At 75.4% G+C, this 24,486-nt stretch carries 17 protein-coding genes and 1 pseudogene; 9 read left to right on the forward strand and 9 right to left on the reverse strand.

Translation table 11 applies throughout. The features are described from left to right. The first annotated feature begins 65 nt into the window (after positions 1-65). From ACFV2S_RS25415 to ACFV2S_RS25430, 4 genes are all read left to right on the forward strand, one after another. Positions 66-1,448 carry a PucR family transcriptional regulator gene (locus tag ACFV2S_RS25415; RefSeq protein ID WP_385563367.1) on the forward strand — a complete coding sequence of 461 codons (1,383 nt, stop codon included), beginning with the start codon at positions 66-68 and terminating at the stop codon, positions 1,446-1,448. A 202-nt stretch (positions 1,449-1,650) separates the two neighbouring features. Then, positions 1,651-2,277, forward strand: a complete 627-nt coding sequence (locus tag ACFV2S_RS25420) for a YigZ family protein (protein ID WP_385563369.1) — start codon at positions 1,651-1,653, stop codon at positions 2,275-2,277. 233 nt (positions 2,278-2,510) lie between these two features. Next, the gene (locus ACFV2S_RS25425) at positions 2,511-3,689 is read left to right on the forward strand and encodes an exonuclease SbcCD subunit D (protein ID WP_385563372.1); all 1,179 of its coding nucleotides are present in this window, start codon (positions 2,511-2,513) and stop codon (positions 3,687-3,689) included. Continuing rightward, on the forward strand, positions 3,686-6,730 hold the full coding sequence (locus ACFV2S_RS25430) for an AAA family ATPase (RefSeq protein ID WP_385563375.1): 3,045 nt from the start codon (positions 3,686-3,688) through the stop codon (positions 6,728-6,730). Before ACFV2S_RS25425 ends, ACFV2S_RS25430 begins: the two co-directional genes overlap by 4 nt. On the opposite strand, the gene ACFV2S_RS25435 is transcribed toward ACFV2S_RS25430, so the two are convergent. The 3 genes from ACFV2S_RS25435 to ACFV2S_RS25445 all read right to left on the reverse strand — a co-directional run bounded on the left by ACFV2S_RS25435 (position 6,720) and on the right by ACFV2S_RS25445 (position 9,490). Next, complete coding sequence (locus ACFV2S_RS25435) at positions 6,720-7,169, reverse strand: Lrp/AsnC family transcriptional regulator (RefSeq protein ID WP_385563378.1); 450 nt, start codon at positions 7,167-7,169, stop codon at positions 6,720-6,722. The two genes, ACFV2S_RS25430 and ACFV2S_RS25435, sit on opposite strands and share 11 nt — an antisense overlap. A gap of 70 nt (positions 7,170-7,239) precedes the next feature. After that, positions 7,240-8,943 carry a DUF885 domain-containing protein gene (locus ACFV2S_RS25440; protein WP_385563381.1) on the reverse strand — a complete coding sequence of 568 codons (1,704 nt, stop codon included), beginning with the start codon at positions 8,941-8,943 and terminating at the stop codon, positions 7,240-7,242. A 49-nt stretch (positions 8,944-8,992) separates the two neighbouring features. Continuing rightward, a complete protein-coding gene (locus ACFV2S_RS25445; RefSeq protein WP_329852287.1) occupies positions 8,993-9,490 on the reverse strand; it encodes an Lrp/AsnC family transcriptional regulator in 498 nt (165 codons plus the stop codon). A 59-nt stretch (positions 9,491-9,549) separates the two neighbouring features. On the opposite strand from ACFV2S_RS25445, the gene ACFV2S_RS25450 reads away from it, so the two are divergent. Further along, complete coding sequence (locus ACFV2S_RS25450; RefSeq protein WP_385563385.1) at positions 9,550-10,773, forward strand: trans-sulfuration enzyme family protein; 1,224 nt, start codon at positions 9,550-9,552, stop codon at positions 10,771-10,773. On the opposite strand, the gene ACFV2S_RS25455 is transcribed toward ACFV2S_RS25450, so the two are convergent. The 5 genes from ACFV2S_RS25455 to ACFV2S_RS25475 form a co-directional block, all read right to left on the reverse strand. Further along, positions 10,688-12,118, reverse strand: coding sequence for a GNAT family N-acetyltransferase (locus tag ACFV2S_RS25455; RefSeq protein ID WP_385563388.1), 1,431 nt, complete (start codon positions 12,116-12,118; stop codon positions 10,688-10,690). The two genes, ACFV2S_RS25450 and ACFV2S_RS25455, sit on opposite strands and share 86 nt — an antisense overlap. 88 nt (positions 12,119-12,206) lie before the next feature. Continuing rightward, a complete protein-coding gene (locus ACFV2S_RS25460; protein WP_385563391.1) occupies positions 12,207-15,002 on the reverse strand; it encodes a DUF6493 family protein in 2,796 nt (931 codons plus the stop codon). 170 nt (positions 15,003-15,172) lie between these two features. Continuing rightward, positions 15,173-16,765 carry an alkaline phosphatase D family protein gene (locus tag ACFV2S_RS25465; RefSeq protein WP_385563394.1) on the reverse strand — a complete coding sequence of 531 codons (1,593 nt, stop codon included), beginning with the start codon at positions 16,763-16,765 and terminating at the stop codon, positions 15,173-15,175. 144 nt (positions 16,766-16,909) lie between these two features. Next, complete coding sequence (locus ACFV2S_RS25470) at positions 16,910-18,319, reverse strand: PLP-dependent aminotransferase family protein (RefSeq protein ID WP_385563397.1); 1,410 nt, start codon at positions 18,317-18,319, stop codon at positions 16,910-16,912. A 98-nt stretch (positions 18,320-18,417) separates the two neighbouring features. After that, positions 18,418-19,491, reverse strand: a complete 1,074-nt coding sequence (locus tag ACFV2S_RS25475; RefSeq protein WP_385563400.1) for a saccharopine dehydrogenase family protein — start codon at positions 19,489-19,491, stop codon at positions 18,418-18,420. A gap of 126 nt (positions 19,492-19,617) precedes the next feature. Between ACFV2S_RS25475 and ACFV2S_RS25480 the strand changes: the two genes are divergently transcribed. After that, positions 19,618-20,622, forward strand: coding sequence for a helix-turn-helix domain-containing protein (locus ACFV2S_RS25480; protein ID WP_385563403.1), 1,005 nt, complete (start codon positions 19,618-19,620; stop codon positions 20,620-20,622). 53 nt (positions 20,623-20,675) lie between these two features. After that, positions 20,676-21,512 (forward strand): annotated as a pseudogene (locus ACFV2S_RS25485) (EamA family transporter); the annotation flags it as partial. 27 nt (positions 21,513-21,539) lie between these two features. Here the strand turns inward: ACFV2S_RS25485 and ACFV2S_RS25490 are convergent. Beyond that, positions 21,540-22,385, reverse strand: coding sequence for an alpha/beta fold hydrolase (locus ACFV2S_RS25490; RefSeq protein ID WP_385563406.1), 846 nt, complete (start codon positions 22,383-22,385; stop codon positions 21,540-21,542). A gap of 154 nt (positions 22,386-22,539) precedes the next feature. On the opposite strand from ACFV2S_RS25490, the gene ACFV2S_RS25495 reads away from it, so the two are divergent. Both ACFV2S_RS25495 and ACFV2S_RS25500 read left to right on the forward strand, forming a co-directional pair. After that, positions 22,540-23,439: an RNA polymerase sigma-70 factor gene (locus ACFV2S_RS25495; protein ID WP_385563409.1), complete on the forward strand. Its 900-nt coding sequence runs from the start codon at positions 22,540-22,542 to the stop codon at positions 23,437-23,439. 258 nt (positions 23,440-23,697) lie between these two features. Then, a complete protein-coding gene (locus tag ACFV2S_RS25500) occupies positions 23,698-24,438 on the forward strand; it encodes a GntR family transcriptional regulator (RefSeq protein WP_385563412.1) in 741 nt (246 codons plus the stop codon). The last annotated feature ends 48 nt before the right edge of the window (positions 24,439-24,486 follow it).

Here is a 24,486-nt window from a genome sequence, read left to right on the forward strand (position 1 = left end):
GCAGCGGCCCCGCCGTCGCGCCCGCCCCGTGGCAATCGCCAAATCCCGGCGTTACCGTGCGAGCCATGACGCACAGCTCTGCCACGGCCGGCGAGCCCGGCGGGGCACGCCCCGGCGGCACCCGCACGCCCCTGAGCGGCGCCGTCGGTTCGGGGGCGCTCCGCCGCACCCTCGCCACGGCCATGCTCGCGGACGTCGACCGGCTCACGGACCGCGCCGTCGACGACATCCGCGCCCACTCCGGTACGTACGCCTCCGGGGCCCCCGTCACGCGTGAGGACCTCTGGGAGATCTGCCGGGACAACCTGGTGCGCGCCCTGGAGGACTTCGGCGGCCTCGTCCCGACCGGCGGCGACTTCGAGTGGGCGGCTCGCCAGACCGGACGCCGCCGCGCCGAGCAGGGCGTCCCCCTCGACACCGTGCTCCAGGCCTACCGGCGCGGCGGCCGGGTGCTGTGGCAGGTCATGGCCGAGCACCTCCGAGCCCGGGCCGGGCGGGCGACCGACAGCCGCGACCTCGAACTCGACATGGCGGGCGGTGTCTGGGAGACCATCGACCACTTCTCCGTCGCGATGGCCGACGCCTACCGGATCGCCCAGCTGGAGCTGCAGAGCCGCCAGGACACCCGGCGGGTCGCCCTCTTCGAGGCCCTGCTCGACGGCCGCGCCGACGACCCGGCCGTCGCCTCCGCCGCGGCGGCGGCGCTCGGCGTCCCCGCCGTCGACCGGTACGTCGTCGTGGTCGCCGCCCAGGACCCGGCCGCCCCGCCGCACCTCGCGCCCGCCCTGGAGGCCCAGGGCCTGTGGTCCTTCTGGCGGCCCCGCTCCGGGCGCTACGCCGGGATCGTCCGGCTGCCCTGCCGCGTCACCCCCGCCGGACGGGCGCCGAGCGCGACCGGCGGCGGCGCCGACCCGGCCGTACGGACCCTCCTCGCCGCCCTCCGGGAGCGCACCGGCGCCACCGCCGGACTCTCCCCGGAGTTCGAACACCTCTCGCAGGCCGGGCGCGCCCTGCGGCTCGCCGAGCAGACCCTCCGGACCCTGCCCGCCGGCAGCGGCGAGGCAGCGGTCTTCGACGAGCGGCTCGCCGAGGTGCTGCTCAGCGGGCGCACCGACATCGCCGAGCGGATCGTGGCCGTCCACCTCGGGCCGGTGCTCGCCACCGGCGGCGAGCGGGACGCCCTGCTCACGACCCTCCGGGCCTGGCTGGACCACGGCTGCTCGGCCTCCCGGGCCGCCGAGCGGCTCTACTGCCACCGCAACACCGTGCTGAACCGGATCGGCCGGGTCGCCGAGCTCACCGGCCGCTCGGCCGAATCCGGCGAGGCCCGCCTCGGCTGGGCCCTGGCGCTGCGCGCCCTCCCGTTCACCGGACCCGGGGCGCCCGGACCGGAACCGGCCGCGGGGCCCGCGCCCGCCGCCGGGGAGCGTGAGACCGACGGGGGGTGAGACCGACGGAGCGTGAGACCGACGGGGGTGAGACCGACGACCGTCGTGAGACCGACGGGGGTGAGACCGACGACCGTCGTGAGACCGACCCGGCGTGATGCCGACCCGGCGTGATGCCGACCCGGCGTGATGCCGACGGGGCGTGAGGCGCCGGGAGAGGCCGCCGGGGAAGGCCGGTCCGGAGGGAACGTAGGCTGGTCGGATGCAGGAGCAGTACCGCACGCTCGCCCGCGAGGGCGTGCACGAGACCGAGATCAACCGCTCGCGCTTCCTCTGCGCGCTCGCCCCCGTCGCCGACGAGCGGGAGGCGCAGGAGTTCGTCGCGCGGATCCGCAGGGAGCACCCGACCGCCTCCCACAACTGCTTCGCGTACGTCCTCGGCGCCGACGCCTCCGTGCAGAAGGCGAGCGACGACGGCGAACCCGGCGGCACGGCGGGCGTCCCGATGCTCCAGATGCTGCTGCGGCGCGAGATGCGCTACGTCGTCGCCGTCGTCACCCGCTACTACGGCGGCGTGAAACTCGGCGCCGGCGGCCTGATCCGGGCCTACGGAGGGGTCGTCGGCGAGGCGCTCGACGCGCTCGGCACCCTCACCCGGCAACGCTTCCGGCTCGCCACGGTCACCGTCGACCACCAGCGCGCGGGCAAGCTGGAGAACGACCTGCGGGCCACCGGCCGCACCGTCCGCGACGTGCGGTACGCCGACGCCGTCACCTTCGAGATCGGCCTCCCGGACGCGGACGTCCCCGCCTTCCGCGGCTGGCTCGCCGACGCGACCGCGGGCACGGCCTCGTTCGAACTCGGCGGCGAGGCGTACGGCGACGCGTGAGCGGCCGGGCGATGCGTCCGCGCCGGTGCGCGGGCTGCCGCGCCCACGGCGAGGCGTACGGCGACGCGTGATGCGTCACACCCGACGTGCCGGGGGCCGCGTCACCACCGGGGGACCGCTCCCCGCGCGTGCGGACCCGCCCCGCCGACCCCGCCGCTCGGGATAGCGTGGTGGGCGCAAAGCGACGGGAACCGGCGGCGAGGAGCGGGACACATGCGGGGTGGGACGGCATCGTGAGGCTCCTGCACACCTCGGACTGGCATCTCGGCCGGTCCTTCCACCGGGTCGGCCTCCTCGACGCCCAGGCCGCCTTCCTCGACCACCTCGTGGCGACGGTCCACGCGCACGACGTGGACGCCGTCCTCGTCGCCGGCGACGTCTACGACCGGGCCGTGCCCCCGCTGCCCGCCGTCGAGCTCTTCGACACCGCCCTCCACCGCCTCGCCGAGGCCGGGGTGCCGACCGTCATGATCTCCGGCAACCACGACTCGGCGCGCCGCCTCGGCGTCGGCGCCGGACTCATCGAGCGGGCCGGCATCCACCTCCGTACCGACCCCGACGGCATCGGGACGCCCGTCGTCCTCTCCGACGCCCACGGCGAGGTCGCGCTCTACGGGCTGCCCTACCTCGAACCCGCGCTCGTCCGCGAGCGCCTCGGCGCCGGGAAGGCCGGACACGAGGCCGTCCTCGCCGCCGCCATGGACCGGGTCCGCGCCGACCTCGCCCGCCGGCCCGCCGGGACCCGCTCCGTCGTCCTCGCCCACGCCTTCGTCGCGGGCGGCGCCCCCAGCGACAGCGAACGGGACATCACGGTCGGCGGCGTCTCCGCCGTCCCCGCCGGGATCTTCGACGGCGTCGACTACGTCGCCCTCGGCCACCTCCACGGCAGCCAGACCCTCACCCCCCGCGTCCGCTACTCCGGCTCCCCCCTCGCCTACTCCTTCTCCGAGGCCGACCACCGCAAGACCATGTGGCTGATCGACCTGGGCCCCAGCGGTCCCGACGGGGCGATCACCGGCGACGTCCGCCTCGACTGCCCCGTCCCGCGCCCCCTCGCCCGCGTCAGGGGCCGGCTCGACGACCTCCTCGCCGACCCGGCGCTCACCCCGCACGAACAGTCCTGGGTGGAGGCCACCCTCACCGACCCCGCGCGGCCCGCCGAGCCCATGGCCCGCCTCACCGAACGCTTCCCGCACACCCTGCACCTGGTCTTCGACCCCGAGCGGACCGGGGACGACCCCGGCGCCTCCTACGCCCAGCGGCTCCGGGACCGCAGCGACCAGCAGATCGCGGAGGACTTCGTGGCCCACGTCCGCGGCGGAGCCGCCCTCGACGGCGACGAACGGGCCGTCCTGTACGGCGCCTTCGACGACGTCCGCGTCGACACGGCCGAGCGCGAGGTGGGCCGGTGAGGCTGCACCGCCTGGAGATCACCGCCTTCGGACCCTTCGGCACCCCGCAGACGGTCGACTTCGACGCCCTCTCCGCCGCCGGGCTCTTCCTCCTCCACGGGCCGACCGGCGCCGGCAAGACCTCCGTCCTCGACGCCGTCTGCTTCGCGCTGTACGGAAGCGTGCCCGGCGTCCGCCAGAACCCCGGCACGTCCCTGCGCAGCGACCACGCCCCCGTCGGCACGTACACCGAGGTCCTCCTCGAACTGACCGTGGGGGAAAGGCGGTTGGAGATCACCCGCCGACCCGCCCAGCAGCGGCCCAAGAAGCGCGGCGGCGGCTTCACCACCGAGAAGGCCCAGACCTGGCTGCGCGCGTACGACCCCGCCACCGGCGAGTGGGCCGGACTCAGCCGCTCCCACCAGGAGATCGGGGAGGAGATCACCCAGCTCGTCGGCATGAGCCGCGAGCAGTTCTGCCAGGTCGTCCTCCTTCCGCAGGGCGACTTCGCCCGCTTCCTGCGCGCCGACGCCGAAGCCCGGGGCAAGCTCCTCGGACGGCTCTTCGACACCCGCCGCTTCGCCGCCGTCGAGGACCGCCTGGCCGAGCTGCGCCGCACCGCGCAGCAGGAGGTCGAGGACGGGGACGCGCGGCTGCTCACCCTCGCCCACCGCATGACCCAGGCCGCCGGCGGCCTCGCCGCCGCCCGCACCCCCGTGGAGGGCCGCCCCGGCGACCCCGGGCTCGCCGCATCCGTCCTCACCTGGGCCGCCGTCGCCCGCACCGAGGCCCGCGAGGCCCTCGACATCGCGGACGTGCGGCGCGCCGCGGCCGAGGACGGCCGGGCCGCCGCGCGCGCCGCGCTCGACGCCCAGAACGACCTCGCCGCCCGCCAGTCCCGGCACGCCGACGCCCTCCGGCGCCGCGAGCGGCTCACCGAGCAGGCCCCCGAGCGCGACCGCCTCCAGGACTCCCTCGACCGGAGCCTCAAGGCCGACCGGGTCGCCCCCGCGCTCGGACTGCGCCGGGACGCCGAGCGTGAGCACGGCGCCGCGCACACGGCACGGGAGCGGGCCCGCGCCCAGCTGCCCCCCGAGCTCGCCGACGCGGGCGCCGAACACCTCTCCACCCTCGAACACCGGCTGCGCGAGGAGCTCGGCGGACTCGAGGCGGCCCGCCGCGCCGAGCACCGCGCCGCCGCCGTCGCCGAGGAGCGCGCCGTACTCGCCCGCGAGGCGCGCGCCGACGAGGACGCCCTCCGCGACACGGCCGACTGGCTCGCCGGCTGGGAGCCGCGCCGCGCCGCCCTCACCGAACGCGTCGAGGCGGCCCGCGACGCCGCCGCCCGCGCCGAGCACCTCGCGGGCCGCCTGGAGCCCGCCCGCCGCCGGCTGACCGCGGCCCGTCGGCGCGATTCCCTCGCCGAGGACGCCCGCCTCGCCGAGACCCGCCTCGCGGAGGCCCGCGAGCGCCGCAACGACGCCCACGAGAGCTGGCTCGACGTCAAGTCCCGCCGCCTGGAGGGCATCGCCGCCGAACTCGCCGTCACCCTCGCCCCGGGCGACCCCTGCCAGGTCTGCGGCTCCACCGCCCACCCGGCCCCCGCCCGCACCACCGCCGACCACGTGGACCGCGCCGCCGAGGACGCCGCCTACGCGGCCTACACGCGCGCCGAGGAGAACCGCACCGCCGCCGAGCGGGAACTGGCCGTCACCGGCGAGTCGTGGTCCGCGGCGCGCGCGGAGGTGCGGACCGGGCGGGAACCGGACGAGACCGGCCCCGAGCCCACCGTCGGTGAACTCGCCTCGGAGGTCGAAGAGCTGACCCGGCTCCACGCCGAGGCGCACGCGCTCGCCGGGCAGACGCACAGCGCCCGGGAGGCGCTCGCACGGGCCGAGCGCGAGCACGAGGAACGTGCGGCCGCGCAGCACGCCGCCGAGCGGCGGGTCGCGGCGCGCACCTCGCGGCGGGAGGCCCTGGAGCGGGAGCGGGCCGCACTCGACGAGGAACTCGCCCGGGGCCGCGGCGCGTTCGCCACCGTGGCCGAACACGCCAGCCTCCTGGAGCGGCGGATCGCCCTGCTGGTCGACGCCGCCGGGACCGCACGCACCGCCGAACTCGCCGCCCAGCGCCTCAAGGAGGCCGACGACCGGCTCGCCGACGCCGCCTACCGGGCGGGCTTCAGCACCCCCGCCGAGGCCGCCGGTGCCCTCCTCGGCGAGGGCGAACGACGCTCCCTCCAGCAGCGCGTGGACGCCTGGCGGGCCGAGGCCGCCGCCGTCGCCGACCGGCTCGCCGAGCCCGGCACGGCCGAGGCCGCCGCGCTGCCGCCGGCCGACCCCACCGGGGCGCACGCCGCGCACACGGCGGCGGAACGCACCCTCCGCGAGGCCGACACGGCCCTCGCCGCCGCCCGGGAGCGGACCGCCGGACTCGCCGGACTGTCCCGGCAGGCCGCCGTCGAGGTCCGCCGCCTCGGGCCGCTGCGCGAGGAGTACGACCGGGTGGCCCGCCTCGCCGCCCTCACCGCCGGCACCTCCGCGGAGAACGAGCGCCGGATGCGCCTGGAGTCGTACGTGCTCGCCGCCCGGCTCGAACAGGTCGCGGCCGCGGCGAGCGCCCGCCTCCAGCGGATGTCCTCCGGCCGCTACACCCTCGTCCACTCCGACGCACGCTCCGGCGGCAAGCGGTCCGGACTCGGCCTGCACGTCGTCGACGCCTGGACCGGCAACGAGCGCGACACGGCGACCCTCTCCGGCGGCGAGACGTTCTTCGCCTCGCTCGCGCTCGCCCTCGGCCTCGCCGACGTCGTCACCGACGAGGCGGGCGGGGTCAGGCTCGACACCCTCTTCATCGACGAGGGCTTCGGCAGCCTCGACGAGCAGACGCTCGACGAGGTCCTCGACGTCCTGGACTCCCTGCGCGAGCGGGACCGCAGCGTCGGCATCGTCAGCCACGTCGGCGACCTGCGCCGCCGCATCCCGGCCCAGCTGGAGGTCGTCAAGGCCCGGCAGGGCTCGGCGGTGCGGCTGCGCACCGGGGGCGACGCGCTCAGCGGCTGAGGGAGCGCCGGGGCAGGGGCGAGGAGTAGACGACGCTGGTCGTCACGGCGCCGAGCGAGGCGATCTTGCCGGTGATCCCCTCCAGGTGCTTCATGGAGCGGGCGGCGACCTTGAGCACGAAGCAGTCGTCCCCCGTGACGTGGTGCGCCTCCAGGACCTCCGGCGTCGTGTCGAGCAGGTCGTGGAACGGCTTGTAGTTGCCGTGCGGGTAGCGCAGCCGTACGAAGGCGAGGATGGGCAGGCCGAGCCGGTCCTGGTCGACGATCGCCGTGTACCCGCTGATCACCCCGGCGTCCTCCAGGCGCCGCACCCGCTCGGTCACCGCGGACGGCGACATCGACACCGCGCGGGCGAGGTCGGCGAAGCTGGCGCGGCCCTCGGCCTGGAGCGCTTCGAGGATGCGCCAGTCGGTGGCGTCGGGAGTGTATTCACTGCTCATGAGGGAGAGCCTGACGGGGAATCCCCGGCCGATCAAGTGAACGGCCGGGGATTCTCGCCACCCGAACGGTTCAGAGGCGGGAGATCTCGTCCACCAGGTCGTCCAGCCCCAGCGGGCCCTGGGACAGGGCCGCCATGTGCCAGGCCTTCGCGTCGAACGCCTCGCCGTGCGCGGCCCGCGCGTTGGCCCGGCCGAGCAGCCAGGCGCGCTCGCCCAGCTTGTAGCCGATCGCCTGGCCCGGCATCGACAGGTAGCGGGTCATCTCGCTCTCCACGAACGACGGCGGACGGCTGCTGTGCAGCTGGAAGAACTCCTGGGCCAGCTCCGGCGTCCACCGCTCGCCCGGGTGGAAGGGGGACTCCGCGGGGATCTCCAGGCCGAGGTGCATGCCGATGTCCACGATCACCCGGCACGCGCGCATCATCTGGCCGTCGAGGTAGCCGAGGCGGCGCTCCGCGTCGGGCAGGAAGCCGAGTTCGTCCATCAGGCGCTCGGCGTAGAGCGCCCAGCCCTCCGAGTTCGCGCTGACCTTGCCGATGGTCGCCTGGTAGCGGGAGAGCCGGTCGGCGACGTGCACCCACTGCGCGAGCTGGAGGTGATGGCCGGGCACGCCCTCGTGGTACCAGGTCGACACCAGGTCGTACACCGGGAAGCGGGTGGTGCCGTCGACGGGCAGCCAGGTGCGGCCGGGGCGCGAGAAGTCCTCGGACGGACCGGTGTAGTACGGCGCGGCCGCGCCGCCCGGCGGAGCGATCCGGGACTCCACCCGCCGTACGCGGTCGGCGAGTTCGAAGTGATGGCCGTCGAGCGCCTCGATGGCCTCGTCCATGAGCTCCTGGAGCCAGACCCGGACCGCCTCCACGCCCTCGATGTGCGTGCCGTGCTCGTCGAGGTGGGCGAGCGCCTCCCAGGGGCCCGCGCCCGGCAGGATCCGCTCGGCCTCGGACCGCATCTCGGCCAGGAGCCGGTGGTACTCGGCCCAGCCGTACGCGTAGGCCTGGTCGAGGTCCAGGTCCGTGCCGTTGAAGAAGCGGGTCCAGCGCTGGTAGCGCTCGCGGCCCACGGTGTTCGGCGCGCCCGCGACGGCCGGGGCGTACACGTCCCGCATCCAGTCCCGCAGCGACTCGACGGCCGCGGTGGCACCCCGGGCCGCCGCCGCGAGTTCGGCCCGCAGCTCCCGGGGCAGCGTGCCGGGGCCGGCGGCGGCGAACTCCTCGAACCAGCCCGGCTTCCCGCTCTCCCCGCCCGCCCACTCGGTGAGCTGTTCGACGAAGGTGGCGGTCGGGCGGGGCCCGGCGAAGAGCTTGCGCTCCAGGCCCAGCGCGAGCGCGGCACGGTACCCCTCGAACGCCGCGGGGACCGCGCGCAGCCGGGCGGCGACCGCCGTCCAGTCCTCCTCGGTCTCCGTCGGCATCACGGTGAACACGATGCGGACGGAGTGCGCGGGCGAGCGCATGTTGCTCACCGTGCAGAGGTTCTCCTCGGCCTCGTGCATGGCGAGTTCCGCCGTCAGCCGCTCCCGCAGCAGCCGCGCGCAGCGCCGCTCGGCGTCGCTGTCCGCACCCGGGACCCGCTCCGCCGCGTCCAGCCGGGCGAGCGTGCGGCGGGCGAGATCGGCCACCGCGCGCTGCCCGGCGGGCGAGAAGTCCGGCAGCCGTCCGGCGCTCTCCTTGACTCCCAGGTACGTACCGGTGATCGGGTCGAGGGCGATGAGTGCGTCGACGTGGTCGTCGGCGACCTGGCGGGGCAGCGGGCTGCTGGATGTGTCTGGCATGGGTGTCATCCTGGCGCCTCCGGCGGGCCCGCGTCACCCTCGTCGGGGCTCAGTCGGCTGACAAGGAAGGGCCGGGGGAAGGCGGAAGAAGAGGGCCGCACTCCCACTGCTGGAAGATCAGCCGGGTCTCCACGCGGGCCACCTCACGGCGCGAGGTGAACTCGTCGAGGACGAGACGCTGCAGGTCGGCGGGGTCCGCCACGGCCACGTGCACCAGGTAGTCGTCCGGACCCGTCAGGTGGAAGAGCGCCCGGGACTCGGGCAGGGCCCGGATCCGGTCGACGAAGGGACCGATCAGTTCACGCCGATGGGGGCGGACCTGGACGAGAAGCAGCGCTTCGAGCCCCCGCCCGAGTTTGGCCGGATCCAGTCGGAGCTGGTGTCCGAGGATCACGCCCGTGCGGCGCAGCCGCGCCACCCGGTCGAGGCAGGTGGAGGGTGCGACGCCGACCTCGGCGGCGAGTTCGCGGTACGTGCTCCGGGCGTCGTTCTGCAAGAGGCGAAGAATGTGCAGATCGACCGTGTCCAGTACGACAGAATCGGCCATCCGGCGAACGTAGCACGGCGATTTCCCGCTACTTCCCGGTATCCGTTCACAGTGCCGCCATGGACGCCATGGATCACGGCCTCTCGGTCACCCCGAGGGCCCTCGCCACCGAAGCCGTGCACGCCGGCCGCGAAGACCTCGCCGGACTCGGTCTGCACGCCCCGCCGCTCGACCTGTCCACCACCTACCCCTCGTACGACGCCCGGGCCGAGGCCGCCCGGATCGACGAGTTCGCCACCACCGGCGCCCGCCTCGACGGCCCGCCCGTCTACGCCCGGCTCGACAACCCGACCGTGGCCCGCTTCGAGGAGGCCCTCGCCCGCCTGGAGGGCGCCGAGGCCGCCGTCGCCTTCGCCAGCGGGATGGCCGCCTTCACCGCCGTGCTCCTCGCCCGGGCGAGCCAGGGCCTGCGCCACGTCGTCGCGGTCCGCCCGCTCTACGGCTGCAGCGACCACCTCCTCGACGCCGGTCTGCTCGGCACCGAGGTCACCTGGACCGACCCGGCGGGCATCGCCGACGCGATACGCCCCGACACCGGGCTCGTGATGGTCGAGTCGCCCGCCAACCCGACGCTCGCCGAGGCCGACATCCGGGCGATCGCCCACTCCTGCGGCTCCGTCCCGCTGCTGGTCGACAACACCTTCGCGACGCCCGTGCTCCAGCGCCCCGTCGAGCAGGGCGCCCGCATCGTGCTGCACAGCGCGACCAAGTACCTGGGCGGTCACGGCGACGTCATGGGCGGGGTCGTCGCCTGCGACGAGGAGTTCGCCCGTACGCTGCGGCAGGTCCGCTTCGCCACCGGCGGGGTGCTCCACCCGCTCGCCGGATATCTGCTCCTGCGCGGTCTCTCCACCCTTCCCGTACGGGTCAGGGCGGCGTCCTCGACGGCCGCTGAGCTGGTCCGGCGGCTCGCCACCGACCCCCGCATCGCCCGCGTCCACTACCCGCGGATCGGCGGCGCGATGATCGCCTTCGAGGTCTACGGGGACCCGCACGACGTGATCTCCGGGGTGCGCCTGATCACCCCCGCGGTCAGTCTCGGCAGCGTCGACACCCTCATCCAGCACCCGGCCTCCATCAGCCACCGGATCGTGGCCGAGGGCGACCGGCGCTCGGCGGGCGTCAGCGACCGGCTGCTCCGGATGTCCGTCGGTCTGGAGGACGTCGAGGACCTGTGGCGCGACCTGACGGAGGCGCTCAGCGCTCCGCCCGCCGGGCCCCTCCGGGCGACTGCTCCCGCGCCCGGTCGGCCGGCCGCGGTGCCCGGTCCAGTCGGGCGGTGATGACCAGGGTGCCTTCCTCGATCTGGTAGTCGAGGGGGAGGTTCAGCGCCCGCATCGCGGCCACCATCCCGGTGTTGGAGGACTGCGTCACGGCGTACACGCTGTCGCAGCCGGTCTCCTCGGCCATCACCACGAGACGGCCGAGGAGCTCGGAGCCGATCCCGCGCCGCTGCCAGTCGTCCTCGACCATGAGGGCGACCTCCGTCTCGTCGCCGTCCCACAGCAGATGGCCGAGGGCGACGAGCCGGCCGGAGGCCGTCTCGACGGCCAGGGTGCGGCCGAAGCGGGGGCTGAGCAGATGGTCGAGGTAGCGGTCGGCGTCGCCGACCGGGCCGTGGTAGCGCAGGCCGAGGGTGCGGGGCGAGCAGCGGTCGTGCATGGCGCGCGCCGCCGGCAGGTCGCGCTGGTCGGCGCGGCGGACGGTGATCTCGTTGCCCTCGGGCAGGGTCAGCACGGCCTGGCCGCGCGGGACGCGCGGGCCGAGCCGGGCGTCGAGCTCGACGAGGGCGTGGGCCCGGGCGAACTCGGTCGGCGTGAAGGGCAGGTACGGGCGCTCGATGATCAGGGTGCCGCCGTGCGGGTCGCGCAGCCGCATCACGGTCTCCTCCAGGACGCCTTCGACCGGGGTCTGTTCGCCGGTGGGGCGTCCGGTGAGGGAGACGGCCGGCACGGAGTGGAGCGTGCACCGGCCCAGGAGCCGGCGCAGCGCGAGGGGCAGTTCGGCCGCGTCGAGCGCCGTACGGGTGGCGAGGCCGAGGACGCGGGTGGGGGTGTCCACCAGGTCGTGGGCGTCGGCGCGCTCGGTCCAGGTGTCGCGGCCGCCCGCCGCCGCGGTCTCGCGGGCGAGGGCCCGCGCGGACAGGTCGGCCGGGGCGCGCAGCAGGAACTCGTCGACGGTGCCGTCGCCGAGCGGGTGCGTCTGGAGGGTGAGGATGTCGACGCCGAGACGGGCCAGGGCCGTGCACAGCGCGGCGAGGCTGCCCGGGGTGTCGGCGACGGTGGTCCGCATCCGCCACAGCGTCGTCTCGGCGGGCGGCGCGGACTCGTCCCGTGGGGCTGCCGTCACGGCCGCGGGTTCCGGGGCGGGGTGCCCGCCGGGATCACCGGCGGGTGGTGCGTGGCCGGCATGGCTGTGCCTCCGCGCCCACCAGGTGTGGAACGTGACGGTGGCGACCAGCGCGATCGCCGAGAAGACCAGCAGGTAGGGTCCGTCGTGGCCCTTGACGACGGTCTTGGCGATCGTGTCGGCCACCACCACGGCGGTGAACAGGGCGGCGAGCTCGATCAGGTCGTGCCGCCAGTGGTGCGGACGGCGGGTGCTCTTCGAAGACGTCACATCGGTCATGGCTTCACTGTGACCCAGTGGTGTTGCGTGATCACGAACGCTTTGTGACTGACGGGTTAAGCGCCGATCTGGTGGCTTAGCGACCGATTCAGACCGTTTGTGTCGGAGGGTGATCGACCCCCTGGCGGAGTACGTTCAGCAGCCGTCCGGCCTGCACCACCAGCTGCGTGGACGACCGCTCCGAGGCGAGCGCGTCGAGCCCGGCGACCCCGCCCCGGGCGCCGCAGCGCTCCACGCAGTCGGCCGCGACCGCGAGGACCTCACCGAGGCCCCGCACCGGTCTCACCGGCACCGTCGCCTTCGTGGGCGGCATCGCCTCGCCCGTCGCCTCCGGCACCTCCGCCGTGTCCGTCGCCCCCGTCGCCTCTGTCGTGTCCGTCGTGTCCGTCGCGCCGAGCAGGTGCGGGAGCATCGCCGAGAGGATCGCCCACACCGTCCCGTACGCCCCCGTGGCGGCCGCCGTCCGAGCCGCGTCCGCCAGCCGGTTCGGCTTGACCGAGCCCTCCGCGACCAGCCACGCCAGCTCCTCGCCGAGTCGCCGGGTGTTCAGCTCGCGCCGCGCCGCCAGGACGAGCACGGCGTCCACCGCACGCAGCCGGTCGTCCGCGTCCACACCACCGAGACCGAAGGCCAGCGCCAGCAGCACCGCCCGCCCCACCTGGCCGTCGGCCTCCACCAGCGCGGTCAGCGGCTCGGTCGCACCGCGCGCGTCCCCGTCCACGCCGTGCGCGAGCGTCGGCAGGAGACACGCGGCGAGCAGCTCACGGTCGGCCGGCAGCACCGCGGCCCACGGGGTACGGTCCTCGATCCCGTGGTGACAGCGGCGGGGCGTCGCCCCCAGGGCGCCGCCGAGCCACTGGAACGCCGGCGGGAACTCCGCGCGCACCGCTGGGTGGTCGCCGAGGTCCACCACGAGCCGGTCCATCAGCTCGTACCGCCGCAGGGTCTTGTCGTCGTCCCGCCGGAGAAGCCGCACGGTCGCCCCCACGGCCGCCTCCTCCCGCAGCCAGGAGGCGAGCCGGACGCCGGCCGGAGTGCCGAGCGCCTCCGCGTCCTCGGCGGCCCGCACCGCCGACGGGCCTGCCCGCAGCACCCGGACCAGGGCCTGGGCGAGATCGGCCGGAGCGGGCTCGACACCCGCGTCCCGGTACTCCCGCAGCCGCTCCACCAGGACCGGCGGATCGATCGCCCCCGTGAGCCGGGTCGGCGCGGCGAGCAGGAACGGCAGCGCGTCCGTGCCGGCCAGAACGGCGGCCTCCCACAACCGGGCGTCGAGGACGCCCGAAAGAACCTGATGCAGACAGAGGTCCGCGGCGTGCCCCTTGGAACGGTGGAAGTCGGCGAGCGTCGGGTTCAGCACACCGAGGAGCCCCGCCAGCACCACATGGATCCCGTGCGCCTCATGGGTGAAGTAGTGGGTCTGCTGCTCCCACCGGTGCGGCGGGAACGCCTCCCGCACCGCCTCCACGACGGCCGCCCGGTCCCGGTGGGCGTGCCGCACCAGCCCGTCGAGCGCCCGCTCGAACGCGACGGGATCCTCCGGGAGCCGCTTCCCCACCAGCTCCGCCACAAGCTCCTCGACGGTCGCCGCCGGGGGCGCCGGTCGCTGCGCCTCCGGCACCGGCGGCAGGATCTCCTCGTACGGAAGCACCGCCTCCCGCACGAGGTCCGCGCCGAACAGCTCCTCGGCGGCCCGCCGGTGCACCGGGCCCAGCAGCGCGGCGGCCTCGCCCAGCTCGCGCCGCACCTCGGGGGACACGGCGGCCAGATGACGGCCGGCCAGCCCGAGGGCCCGCTCCTGTATCCCGGTGTCCTCGCTCCCGAAGGCCTCCGCCAGGGCGGGCAGCAGCTCCCCGGCCGCGCCGGGCTCCCGCGCCAGCACCTGGCCGACCAGTGCCAACTGGGCCCGTACGAGCTTCTTCTCGGTGCGGAGCAGCACTCCGGACGTCATCTCCGCCAGCGCCCCGACGGGCAGCGCCCCCGCCGAGGCGAGCTCCGCCAGGACGTCCTGGGCGTATCCGGCGACCGGCGACGGGGCGTCGGCCGCGATGCCGACCCAGTCCGGGGCCCGCGACCGCAGCTCCTCCGCGTCCGGGGCGAGCAGCCGCACCGTCTCCAGGGTGAGGCGCAGGCTCCGGAGGGGGCCGCCGCGCAGCAGCCGGGACACGCACGTGTCCATGACCTGGGCGCGGTCCAGGACCCCTGCCTCGACGAGCGTCCGCAGCGCCGGGGGCCAGCGTCCCTCCGTCCTGCGGCCGATCGGTCCGGTCAGCCGCTCCGGGGGCTCGGCCATCGCGAGGACGTGCGCCACCAGGACCGGCGTCTGCGGATCCTCCCGGAGCCGCTCCACGAGCCGGTCACCGGTGAGGTGCCGGGTCCAGCCGGTGACGTAGCCGTCGGTCGGGGGGACCGTGTACCCGGAGCGGACCACGAGGCCGTGGAGCAGCGGGTAGCTCTCCGCCGCCACGGCCCGGCGCCGCGACAGGCGCCGGGCCAGCTCCGCCGCCCACTCCGGGGCGGGATCGCCGAGCGCCGCGAGCGCCAGGGGCCCGTCCTCCTCCCGGACCGCGAGGTCCCGTGCCTCGAGCCAGCTCGCCGCCGCCGCGGGCGTCGTGACACAGCCGGCGCCCGCCACGCACAGCGCGCTCCGGATGCGGTCCGGTACGTGGGGCGGTTCGGCCCACTTCCCGTCGCGCACCTCGGCGCGCAGCGCCTTCAGACGGGTGAGCGCGGCCTTGCGCCCGGCGGCGTCGAGCAGCGCGAGGAGCGCCGGCACCTCGCCGGTCTCACCGGCGAGCACGGCCGCGAGCAGCACGTCGACGCGGGAGCCGGGCCCCACGCCGACGGGTGCGGTGCCGGCACCGCTGTCCGTCCCGGTCCTCATCCCCATACCGTCCCCCATCCCGATCTCCGGGCGCTGGTTTTCCCTCCGCCACCGGCCGGTGAGGCCGGTGGCGGAGGGCGCGCCCGTACGGATCACGTCACGGGAACGACGTTAGGCCGCCCCACTGACAATCACCGGATTCCGGTCGGCGCACCGGACCTGACCCGGGGTCACTGCCCGACCCTCCCCGGCTGGAGCACCTTGCTGAACAGCACCGTCCCGCCCTCGGCCCGCAGCCGTACGGTCAGCTCGCCGCTGTGGCCGTCGATGTCGACCTCGCCGAAGTACTGCGGGCTCTCCATCGGCGACAGGTTCGCCCGCTCCGGCGCCCGCACGAACACCCGCTCGGGACCGAAGGTCGCGTCCAGCGCGTTCGCCGGGAAACCGCCCGCCGCCAGCGGGCCGGACACGAACTCCCAGAAGGGGGCGAAGTCCTGGAAGGCCGCCCGCTCCGGCGCGTAGTGCTGCGCCGACGTGTAGTGGACGTCGGCCGTCAGCCACACGGTGCCGGTGATCCGCCGGTGCTTCACGAACCGCAGCAGCTCCGCGATCTGGAGTTCCCGGCCCAGCGGGACACCCGGGTCGCCCTGCGCGATCGCCTCGAAGTTCGCGGCCCCGTCCGGGACGACCAGACCGATGGGCATGTCCGCCGCGAGCACCTTCCACACCGCCCGGGACGCGGCCAGCTCCCGCTTCAGCCACGCGAGCTGCTCGGCGCCGAGGATGCCGGTGGTGTCGTCGGCCTGCCGGCCGGGCGAGTTGGCGTTCCGGTACGAACGCATGTCGAGCACGAACACGTCGAGCAGCGGCCCGTACCGCACCACCCGGTGCATCCGCCGCTCGTGCCCGTCACCGCGCGCGTGGAGCGTGGAGACCGGGAAGTACTCGCCGAACGCGCGCGACGCGCGGGCCGCGAGGACGTCCACGTCCTTCTCCGTGTAGCGGGGATCGTCCAGGATCTGCCCGGGGTACCAGTTGTTCCGCACCTCGTGGTCGTCCCACTGCACCACCGACGGCACCTGCGCGTTGAACGCGCGCACGTTGTGGTCGAGGAGGTTGTAGCGGAAGTTGCCCCGGTACTCGTCGAGGGTCTCGGCGACCTTCGCCTTCTCCGGCGTCGTGACGTTCCGCCAGATCCGCCCGTCCGGCAGGGTCACGCTCGGCTGGATGACCCCGTCGGCGTAGATCGTGTCGCCGCTGCACAGGAAGAAGTCCGGGTCGAGCCGGCGCATCTCCTCGTACGCCCGAAAGCCCCCGATATCCGGGTTGATGCCCCAGCCCTGCCCCGCGATGTCCCCGGACCACAGGAAGCGGACGCCGTCCCGGCGCCGGTCCGGGGCCGTGCGGAAGGTGCCGGTGACCGGCTCGCCCGTCCGGCGCGGATCGTCCGGGTCGACGAGTGTGACCCGGTAGTGGACCTGCTCGCCGGCGGGCAGGCCGCGCAGGGCGGTGGTGCCGGTGAAGTCCGTGCCCGCGCCGATCAGCGGCCCGAGGTGGCGGCGCGCGCGGCGGAAGGACTCGGTCGCCGAGGTCTCGACGAGCATCCGCGCCGGGCGGTCCGCGCGCACCCACACGAGACCGGACGAGGCCGTGACGTCACCCGCCTGCACACCCCACCCGGCCCGGGGCCGTCCCGAGAGCGCGAACGCCGGGGCGGCGAGGCCGGTGCCGCCGAGGGTGAGCGCCGCCGACGCGGCCAGCGAGCCGCGCAGGACGCTGCGCCGCGCGGGGGAGGGGGAGGAGCCGGGCACGGGAAGGGACATGAAAGGACCTCCGGGGTCGGGTCGTTCAGGTCGTCGTCGGTGCGCCGCCCGGGCCTGACGGCCGGGTGCGCCGCCCCATGCCTAGCGGCCGGGTGCGGCGCCCGCGCGAACCCCGCGTGAACAGATCGCCCGTCCGGCCGCGCGTCACTCCCGCCCGAGCGCCTCCGCCACGAGCCGGATCCCCGTCATGACGGCCGAGGGCGTCAGGTGCGCGTACCCGACGACGAGCCGGACGTCGCCGTCGGCCGGCCGGGCCGTGCCGTACTCGTCCAGGGACCGCAGGGCCACCCCGGCCTCCGCCGCCCGCGCCAGGAACCGCTCCGGCGGCCCGAACCGCGCCGGTACGCGCGCGATGACGTGGAGCCCGGCCGCGATCCCGCTCACCCGGGTGCCGGGCAGGTGCTCCGCGAGCGCGGCGAGCAGCGCGTCCCGCCGCTCCCGGTAGGCGCGTTGGCAGCGGCGCAGCTGCCGGTCGTAGCCGCCGCGCGCCACGAACTCCGCGAGGACGGCCTGGTCGAGTACGGGATTGCCGAGGTCCATCGTCCGCTTGCGTTCGACGACCTCGTCGAGCAGTGCCTCCGGTACCAGCATCCAGCCGAGCCGCATCCCCGGGGCCAGCGACTTGCTCACCGAGCCCGCGTACGCGACCCGCTCCGGGTCGAGGCCCTGGAGCGCGCCGACGGGCGCCCGGTCGTAGCGGAAGTCGCCGTCGTAGTCGTCCTCCAGGACATAGCCGTCGACCGTGCGCGCCCAGTCCAGGAGCGCGGCGCGGCGCTCCGCCGACCAGCTGATGCCCGAGGGGAACTGGTGCGAGGGCGTCACGACGACCGCCCGTACCCCGGAACGGGCGAGCGGCCCTGGGCGCAGGCCCTCCTCGTCCACCGGCAGCCACACCGTCTCCATGCCGGTCGAGGCGAACAGCCGCCCGTGCTCGGGGCTGCCGGGATCCTCGATCCCGATCCGGCGCAGCCCGCGCGCGTGCAGCACGAATCCGAGCAGCGTCGACGCCTGGGCGACACCCGAACAGACCACGAGCCGCTCGGGATCGGCGACCACGCCCCGCCGCCGTGCCAGCAGCGCGGCGAGTGCCTCGCGCAGCGCGGGCAGCCCGCGCGGATCCGGGTAGCCGAGCACGGGGTGGGGGAGCCGGGCGAGCACGGACCGCTGCACGGCCGCCCACGCGCCGCGCGGGAACAGCGACAGGTCAGGGGTCCCCGGGCGGAAGTCCACCCGCACCCCGGGCGCCCCGGCGGTCAGGTCGCGGGCCCCGCGCACGGCAGCCCGGGCCGCCCCGCTCACCCAGGTCCCCGCACCCCGGTCGCTGCGCAGGTACCCCTCGGCCGTCAGCTGCTCGTACGCCTCGGTGACGAGTCCCCGCGAGACGCCGAGGTCGGCCGCGAGCGCCCGGCTCGACGGCAGCCGCGTCCCGGCCGCCAGCCGCCCGGCGCGCACCGCCTCCCGCAAGGCCTCCTGCAACGCCCGCCCGCGCCGCCGCGCCGGAGCGCCGGCGGCCGGCAGGAGCAGCTCCCAGGCCGCCTGTCCCTGGCTCGTCATGTCGTCTGGCCCTTCTCGCTCCGCCGGTACGGGAGTTCGCAGGCCGGCTCGGTGCGGGGGAGACGCGTCCCGCGGTCCCCGTGCGGAAGGCGCGTCGATCAGTCCCGTTCGGGGACCATGATGCCGAGCCCGTCCGCGGGTTCGTGCCGCACGTCCAGGGACAGGTGCCCCGACAGGGCGTGGAGGAAGTCCGGCGCGTCGAACATCGCTCCGGCCGAGGCGACGCCCGTCGTGCGGGTCCGGCCCGTGAGGATCCGGTGGACCGCCTCCACCGCGAGCGGCGCGGTGACCGCGTAGATGTCCTGCCCCGCGGCGACGGCCCGGCGTTCCCTGCCGCCGGAGCGCACGACGACGTCCACGAGGAAGGTCTGCGCGGACCGCCCGCGCGCGTCGACGGCCGTCGGTGCCGCCGCTTCCGGCGCCGACAGGTCCCGGGCCGCGTCGACCGCCATGTACGTGCGCACCTCGGGAACCTTCAGATGGCTGGGTACGGTCACGACGTCGGCCATCGTGAACTCGCCGATGACGGGCCGGGTCCCCAGGGGCGCGGGGAACGGCCACTCCACGACGGAGAACGCGTCGTCGTGGTACTCCAGCCGGCCGCCTGCGTAGCGGACGTGCCGGCCGTCCCGCCGTTCCCGGGAGACCTTGCCCGCCGCGAGGGTACCCGCCGTGGGGTGCCAGCTGCTCAGCCCGTACGCGACGTGCACCTCGTCGGCCGCGGTCCAGTCGCCCATGGCCGTGGTGGCGAGGAGGTCCCCGAGGCCGCCGTAGAAGGCCATCGCGGGGACGATCGCCGTTCCCGCGGCGCGGGCCCGGTCCGCGAAGCGCGCGAAGGTGTCGGCGTTCGCCTCGATCTCGGCCGCCACGTCCACGTACGGGATCCCGGCGCGCAGGGCGGCCTCGATCACGGGCGCGCCGGTCACGGCGAACGGCCCGGCGCAGTTGATCACGGCCGCGGCGCCGTCGAGCGCCCGGTCGAGCGAGGCGGGGTCGTCGGCCGACGCCGGGCGGACGACGAGCCCCTCGTGGCGCGCGGCGAGCGAGTCCAGCCTGTCGGCGTCGCGCCCGGAGAGCACCGGCGCGAAGCCCCGGTCGAGGAGCTCCGCCACCACGAAGCGCCCGGTGTGACCGTAGGCGCCGAACACCACGACCTTCTGACCCGATCCCATGACTTCTCCCGCCGTTCCCGGTCACCCGAAGGCGCCCGGTTGTCGAATGTTGAACTACCTTCATCCTGGCGGCCGGTGCGGCGGCTCGCCAGAGTCCGGAACGACATCCCCCGTACAATTACGGACATGCGTACGCTCGCACTGGCCGTCACCGACGGCATGCTGCACTTCGAACTCTCGCTCGCCCAAGAGGTGTTCGGCTCCGCCCCGGACGCCGTGGACGTCCCCTGGTACGACGTGACCCTCTGCGGTCCCGGCCCCGCGCGCGTCGAGCGGTTCCGCCTCGAACCCGACCACGGGCTCGACCGGCTCCGCCACGCGGACACGGTGATCGTCCCCGGCTGGGCCGACATCGACGCGGAACCGTCCGCCGAGCTGGTCGACGCGGTCCGCGCGGCCCACGACGCGGGCGCGCGCGTGGCATCCCTCTGCACGGGAGCGTTCGTCCTGGCCGCCGCCGGACTCCTCGACGGCCGGCGCGCCACCACGCACTGGGCGCACACCGAAGCGCTCGCCCGGCGGTACCCCCGGGTCGAGGTCGATCCCGACGTCCTCTACGTGGACGACGGCCAGGTGCTCACCTCCGCCGGCAAGGCCGCCGCGATGGACCTCTGTCTGCACCTCGTCCGCCTCGACCACGGCTCGGCGGTCGCCAACGCGGTCGCCCGCCGCCTGGTCGTGCCGCCGCACCGCGACGGCGGCCAGGCCCAGTTCGTCACCGCCCCCGTGCCCGTCCGCGAGGACCACCCGCTCACCGAGCTGCTGCCCTGGGCCGTCGAACGGCTCGGCGAGCCGCTGACCGTGGAGGACCTGGCCCGCCGGGCCCGGATGAGCTCGCGCCACCTCGGCCGCCACTTCCGGGCGGCGACCGGCACCACCCCGCTCCAATGGCTGCTCACGCAGCGGATCCGCCGTGCCCAGGAGCTTCTGGAGGCCACCGACGACAGCGTCGACGCCATCGCCGAGGCGACCGGCATGGGCACGGCCACGACCCTCCGCCGGCACTTCCACCGCACGGTCGGCGTGCCCCCGGACACCTACCGCCGCACCTTCCGCACCCGCACGGCCGACGTGCCCCGGGCGCCCTCCGCGCCCGCCCCGCCCCGGGCGCGGCGAAGTGGTCCCCGATGACGTGACGGAAGTGGACCTCAACCCGGGCCGCCCCGCTTCCTAACGTCGGGGGCATGAACGCGAACGCCCTGCGCGGGGTCCTCCTGGTGACCCTCGCCTACGCCCTCGTCGGCGCCTCCTTCACCGCCAACAGCCTGCTCGGCGCCTATCCGTACGCGGGCGGCCAGGCGCTCCGCTACGGCGCCGCCTGCCTGCTCCTGCTTCCCCTGCTCGGCCGCGGCGGGCTCGCCCCGCTGCGGGTCCTGACCCCCCGCCACTGGCTGCGGCTCGCGGCCCTCGCGGCCGTCGGCATGGTCGGCTTCAACCTCGCCGTCCTGGCCGCGGAACGGACCGCGGAGCCCGCCGTCCCCGGCGTCCTGGTCGGCTGCGCCCCGGTCGTCGTCGCCGTCCTCGTCCCGCTGACGGAAGGCCGCAGGCCCGCCCCCGCCGTGCTGTACGGGGCGCTGCTCGTCGCGGCCGGTGCCTTCACCGTCCAGGGCTGGGGGCGTACGGACCCGGCCGGGATCGGCTGGTCGGTGGCGGCGCTCGCGGGCGAGGTGGGCTTCACCGTCCTCGCGGTCCCGGTCCTGCGGCTGCTCGGGCCGAAGCTGCTGACGGCCGCCGTGTGCGGGATCGGCGCGGCCGAGGCGGCTCTCGTCGGCCTCGTGGTGGACGGCGCCGGGCTCGTCCGGATGCCGACGGCCGTCGAGGCGGGCGCCCTGGTCTGGCAGGCCGCCCTGGCCACGGTCGTCGGGTTCGTCCTCTTCTACATGGGTGTCCAGCGCGTCGGCATGGAGAGGGCCACGCTCTACACCGGGGCCATCCCGATCGCCGCCGCGCTCAGCGCCGCCCTGGTCGGAGGCGCCGCCTTCGGCCTCCCGCAGGCGGCCGGCAGTCTCCTGGTGGGCGCGGGCGCCGCCCTGGGCACCGGCCTCTTCTCACGCCGCCGGGATGCGGCGGCCGCCGTCCAGGATCACGCGCGCGACCAGGGCCGGATCGTCGTTCATCGGCACGTGGCCGCAGCCGGGCAGGCGGACCAGGCGCGCGCCGGGCAGGGTGTGCTTGGCGCGGACGCCCTGGCGGCGCAGCAGCAGCCGGTCGCGGGTGCCCCAGGCGACGGTGACGGGCACCGCCGGGACGTCGTCGCGGAAGAGGGCGGTCCGGCCCGCGGCGAGGGTCTGGTGGAAGCCGGTGGCCTCCCGCAGCGCGAGCGTCTCGGCGACGACGGCCTCGGGTGACCGGCGGCCGGGCCGCGCGTAGATGGTGCTGGTGAGCGCGGTGCGCCCGGCGGCCGTGCGCGCGAGGCGTTCGATCACCGGGACGGGCAGCGACAGGGCGGCGCCGCGCATGGCCCGCAGCGTCCCGAAGGCGTACCGCCGCTCGCCCTCGGACCAGAAGCCGGCGGGGGAGAGGGCGGTGACCGAGCGCACCCGCTTCTCCCGGCCCAGCTCCAGGGCGAGCAGCCCGCCCAGCGAGTTCCCCGCGACGTGCGGCCGGTCGAGGCCGACCGCCCGGCAGAAGGCGCCGAGCACGGGGACGACCGTGGACAGGTCGTACGGGACGCCGTCCGGCAGCCCCTCGGAGGCCCCGAAGCCGGGTAGGTCGACGGCGATCACGTCGCGTTCGGCGGCGAGGACGTCGAGGACGGGTTCCCAGGCCTGCCAGTGGTGCCCGATGCCGTGGAGCAGCAGCAGGGGTTCGCCCGAGCCCCGCCGCTCGTACGTCAGGGACGTCGTGCGGGGACCCGCCGGGGTCTCGATCGTGAACGCGGTCCGTGCGGGCATGCGGGCTCCTCGGTTCCTCGTGCGGCGCTTCGTGAACACCGGCGGGCGCCAGCTTTTAGACGTCTCGTCAGTAAGGATTACCGTTCGGTAGGCCCGAGTTCAAGACGGGAGCCGGAAACTGGACAGGGCCGGTGGCGTGGGCTGGGATGGACGGGTGCCCACCGACACCGACACGCTCACCGAACTCTTCGAGGCGCACCGCCCGATGCTCCTCGGCGTCGCCTACCGGATGCTCGGCCGCACCGCCGACGCCGAGGACGTCGTCCAGGAGGCCTGGCTGCGCTGGACCGCCGCGGACCGCGCAGCCGTCCGCGAGCCCCGCGCCTTCCTCGTACGCATCACCACCCGGCTCGCCCTCGACCGGCTCCGCCAGGCGCAGGCGCGCCGCGAGGCCTACGTCGGACCCTGGCTCCCCGAACCGCTCGTCACCGACTTCGGCCCCGCCGCCCCCGACACCGCCGAGCGCGCGCTGCTCGCCGACTCGGTCTCGCTCGCCGTCCTCGTGGTGCTCGAATCGCTCTCCCCGCTGGAGCGGGCCGTCTTCGTGCTGCGCGAGGCCTTCGGCTTCCCGTTCGGGGAGATCGCCACCGCCCTCGACCGCTCCGAGGCGGCCGTGCGGCAGCTCGCCGGACGCGCCCGGCGTCACGTCGACGAGGGCAGACCGCGCTACGACGTCGACCCGGCCGAGCGCCGCGACCTCACCGAGCGCTTCCTCTCCGCCGCCGCCGGCGGCGATCTCGGCGAGCTCCTCGCGCTCCTCGCGCCGGACGTGCGACTCGTCGGCGACAGCGGCGGCAAGTCCAAGGCGCCGCTGCGGATCATCGAGAGCGCCGACAAGGTCGGCCGCTTCCTCGCCGCCGTCGCCCAGGGCGGGGACGCACTCTACGAGGTGCGCTTCCTGGAGCTCAACGGCGCCCCGGCCGTGCTCGTCCTCGCCGACGGGAAGCCCGACTCCGTCTTCCAGGTCGAGACGTGCGAGGGACTCGTCCGGTGCGTCTACATCATCCGCAACCCCGACAAGCTCCGGGGCCTCGTGGACGCCGCCGACGCCTGACCCCGATCACGCCATGCGGCGCGATCTCGCCCCGTCTCCCGCCCGGGACGCGGGGCGTTTTGCTGCGCGGGGCTCACGGGGGCGCGAACGTCCTGTGAACGATCTAGGTCAGAGGGTCACATTCAGGGTCGTTCGACGGAGGATTGGTCTTGACCAAGGGGGTGGCTCGCCTTATGGTCGCAGAGTTAGTGCAGGAACCTTTAATAAACAAGGGCGCGGAAAAACGCCGCGGGACACGGCGAATTGCGGAGGATCAGGGTGGGGACCACGCAGCTGGCATCGGTACCGGAGCCGAAGTACCAGCACCTCAAGACAGTCATCGGTGAAGCGCTCGACTCGGACTTCGCCGTCGGCGAGATCCTGCCCAACGAGCGCGAGCTCGCGGCACGCTTCGGCGTGGCCCGCGCCACGCTCCGCCAGGCCCTGGAGCAGCTGGAGCTGGAAGGCCGCCTGCAGCGACGCCGCGGCGTCGGCACCACGGTCGCGCCGCCGCGCGTCGGCGTCGACGTCTCCACCACCCAGCACGCCTGGCCCGGTGTCGGCGACGACGCCTGGCTGCCCCAGGACTCGGCGGCCGACGTCGCCCCGGCCGCCGTCGCGCGGGTCCTGGAGACCGGACCCGACGAGCAGGTGCACGTCGTCCGCCGCCTCCGCGTCAGCCAGGGCCAGGCGGTCGCCGCGGAGCTGCTCTACGTGCCCGCCGGCTCCGTCCCGGCCCTCAGCGCCATCGACGCCCCGCCCGGGCCCGCCCGCGCCCGCGCCGTGCTCCGCGAGCTCCAGCACCTCGCTCTCGACGGCCAGGACCGCGCCGTGGAGCTCGGATCCGCCCGCGCCGACGACGCCAAGGAGCTCGACCGGCTGCCGGGCGCGCCCGTCCTCGTCGTGACGACCCGCTACCTCTCCGACGGGCGCACCGCCGCCGTCTCCGTGGCCACCTACCGCGCCGACACCTGCCGCCTCACCTTCGGCGACTCGGTCGACCTGGTGATGGCCTCGTAGGGGACCCGCCCGACCACGACGTCGGCCCGCCACCGGGAGCACTCCCGG

It is taken from the genome of Streptomyces sp. NPDC059695 (assembly GCF_042733785.1).
GTDB lineage: Bacteria > Actinomycetota > Actinomycetes > Streptomycetales > Streptomycetaceae > Streptomyces.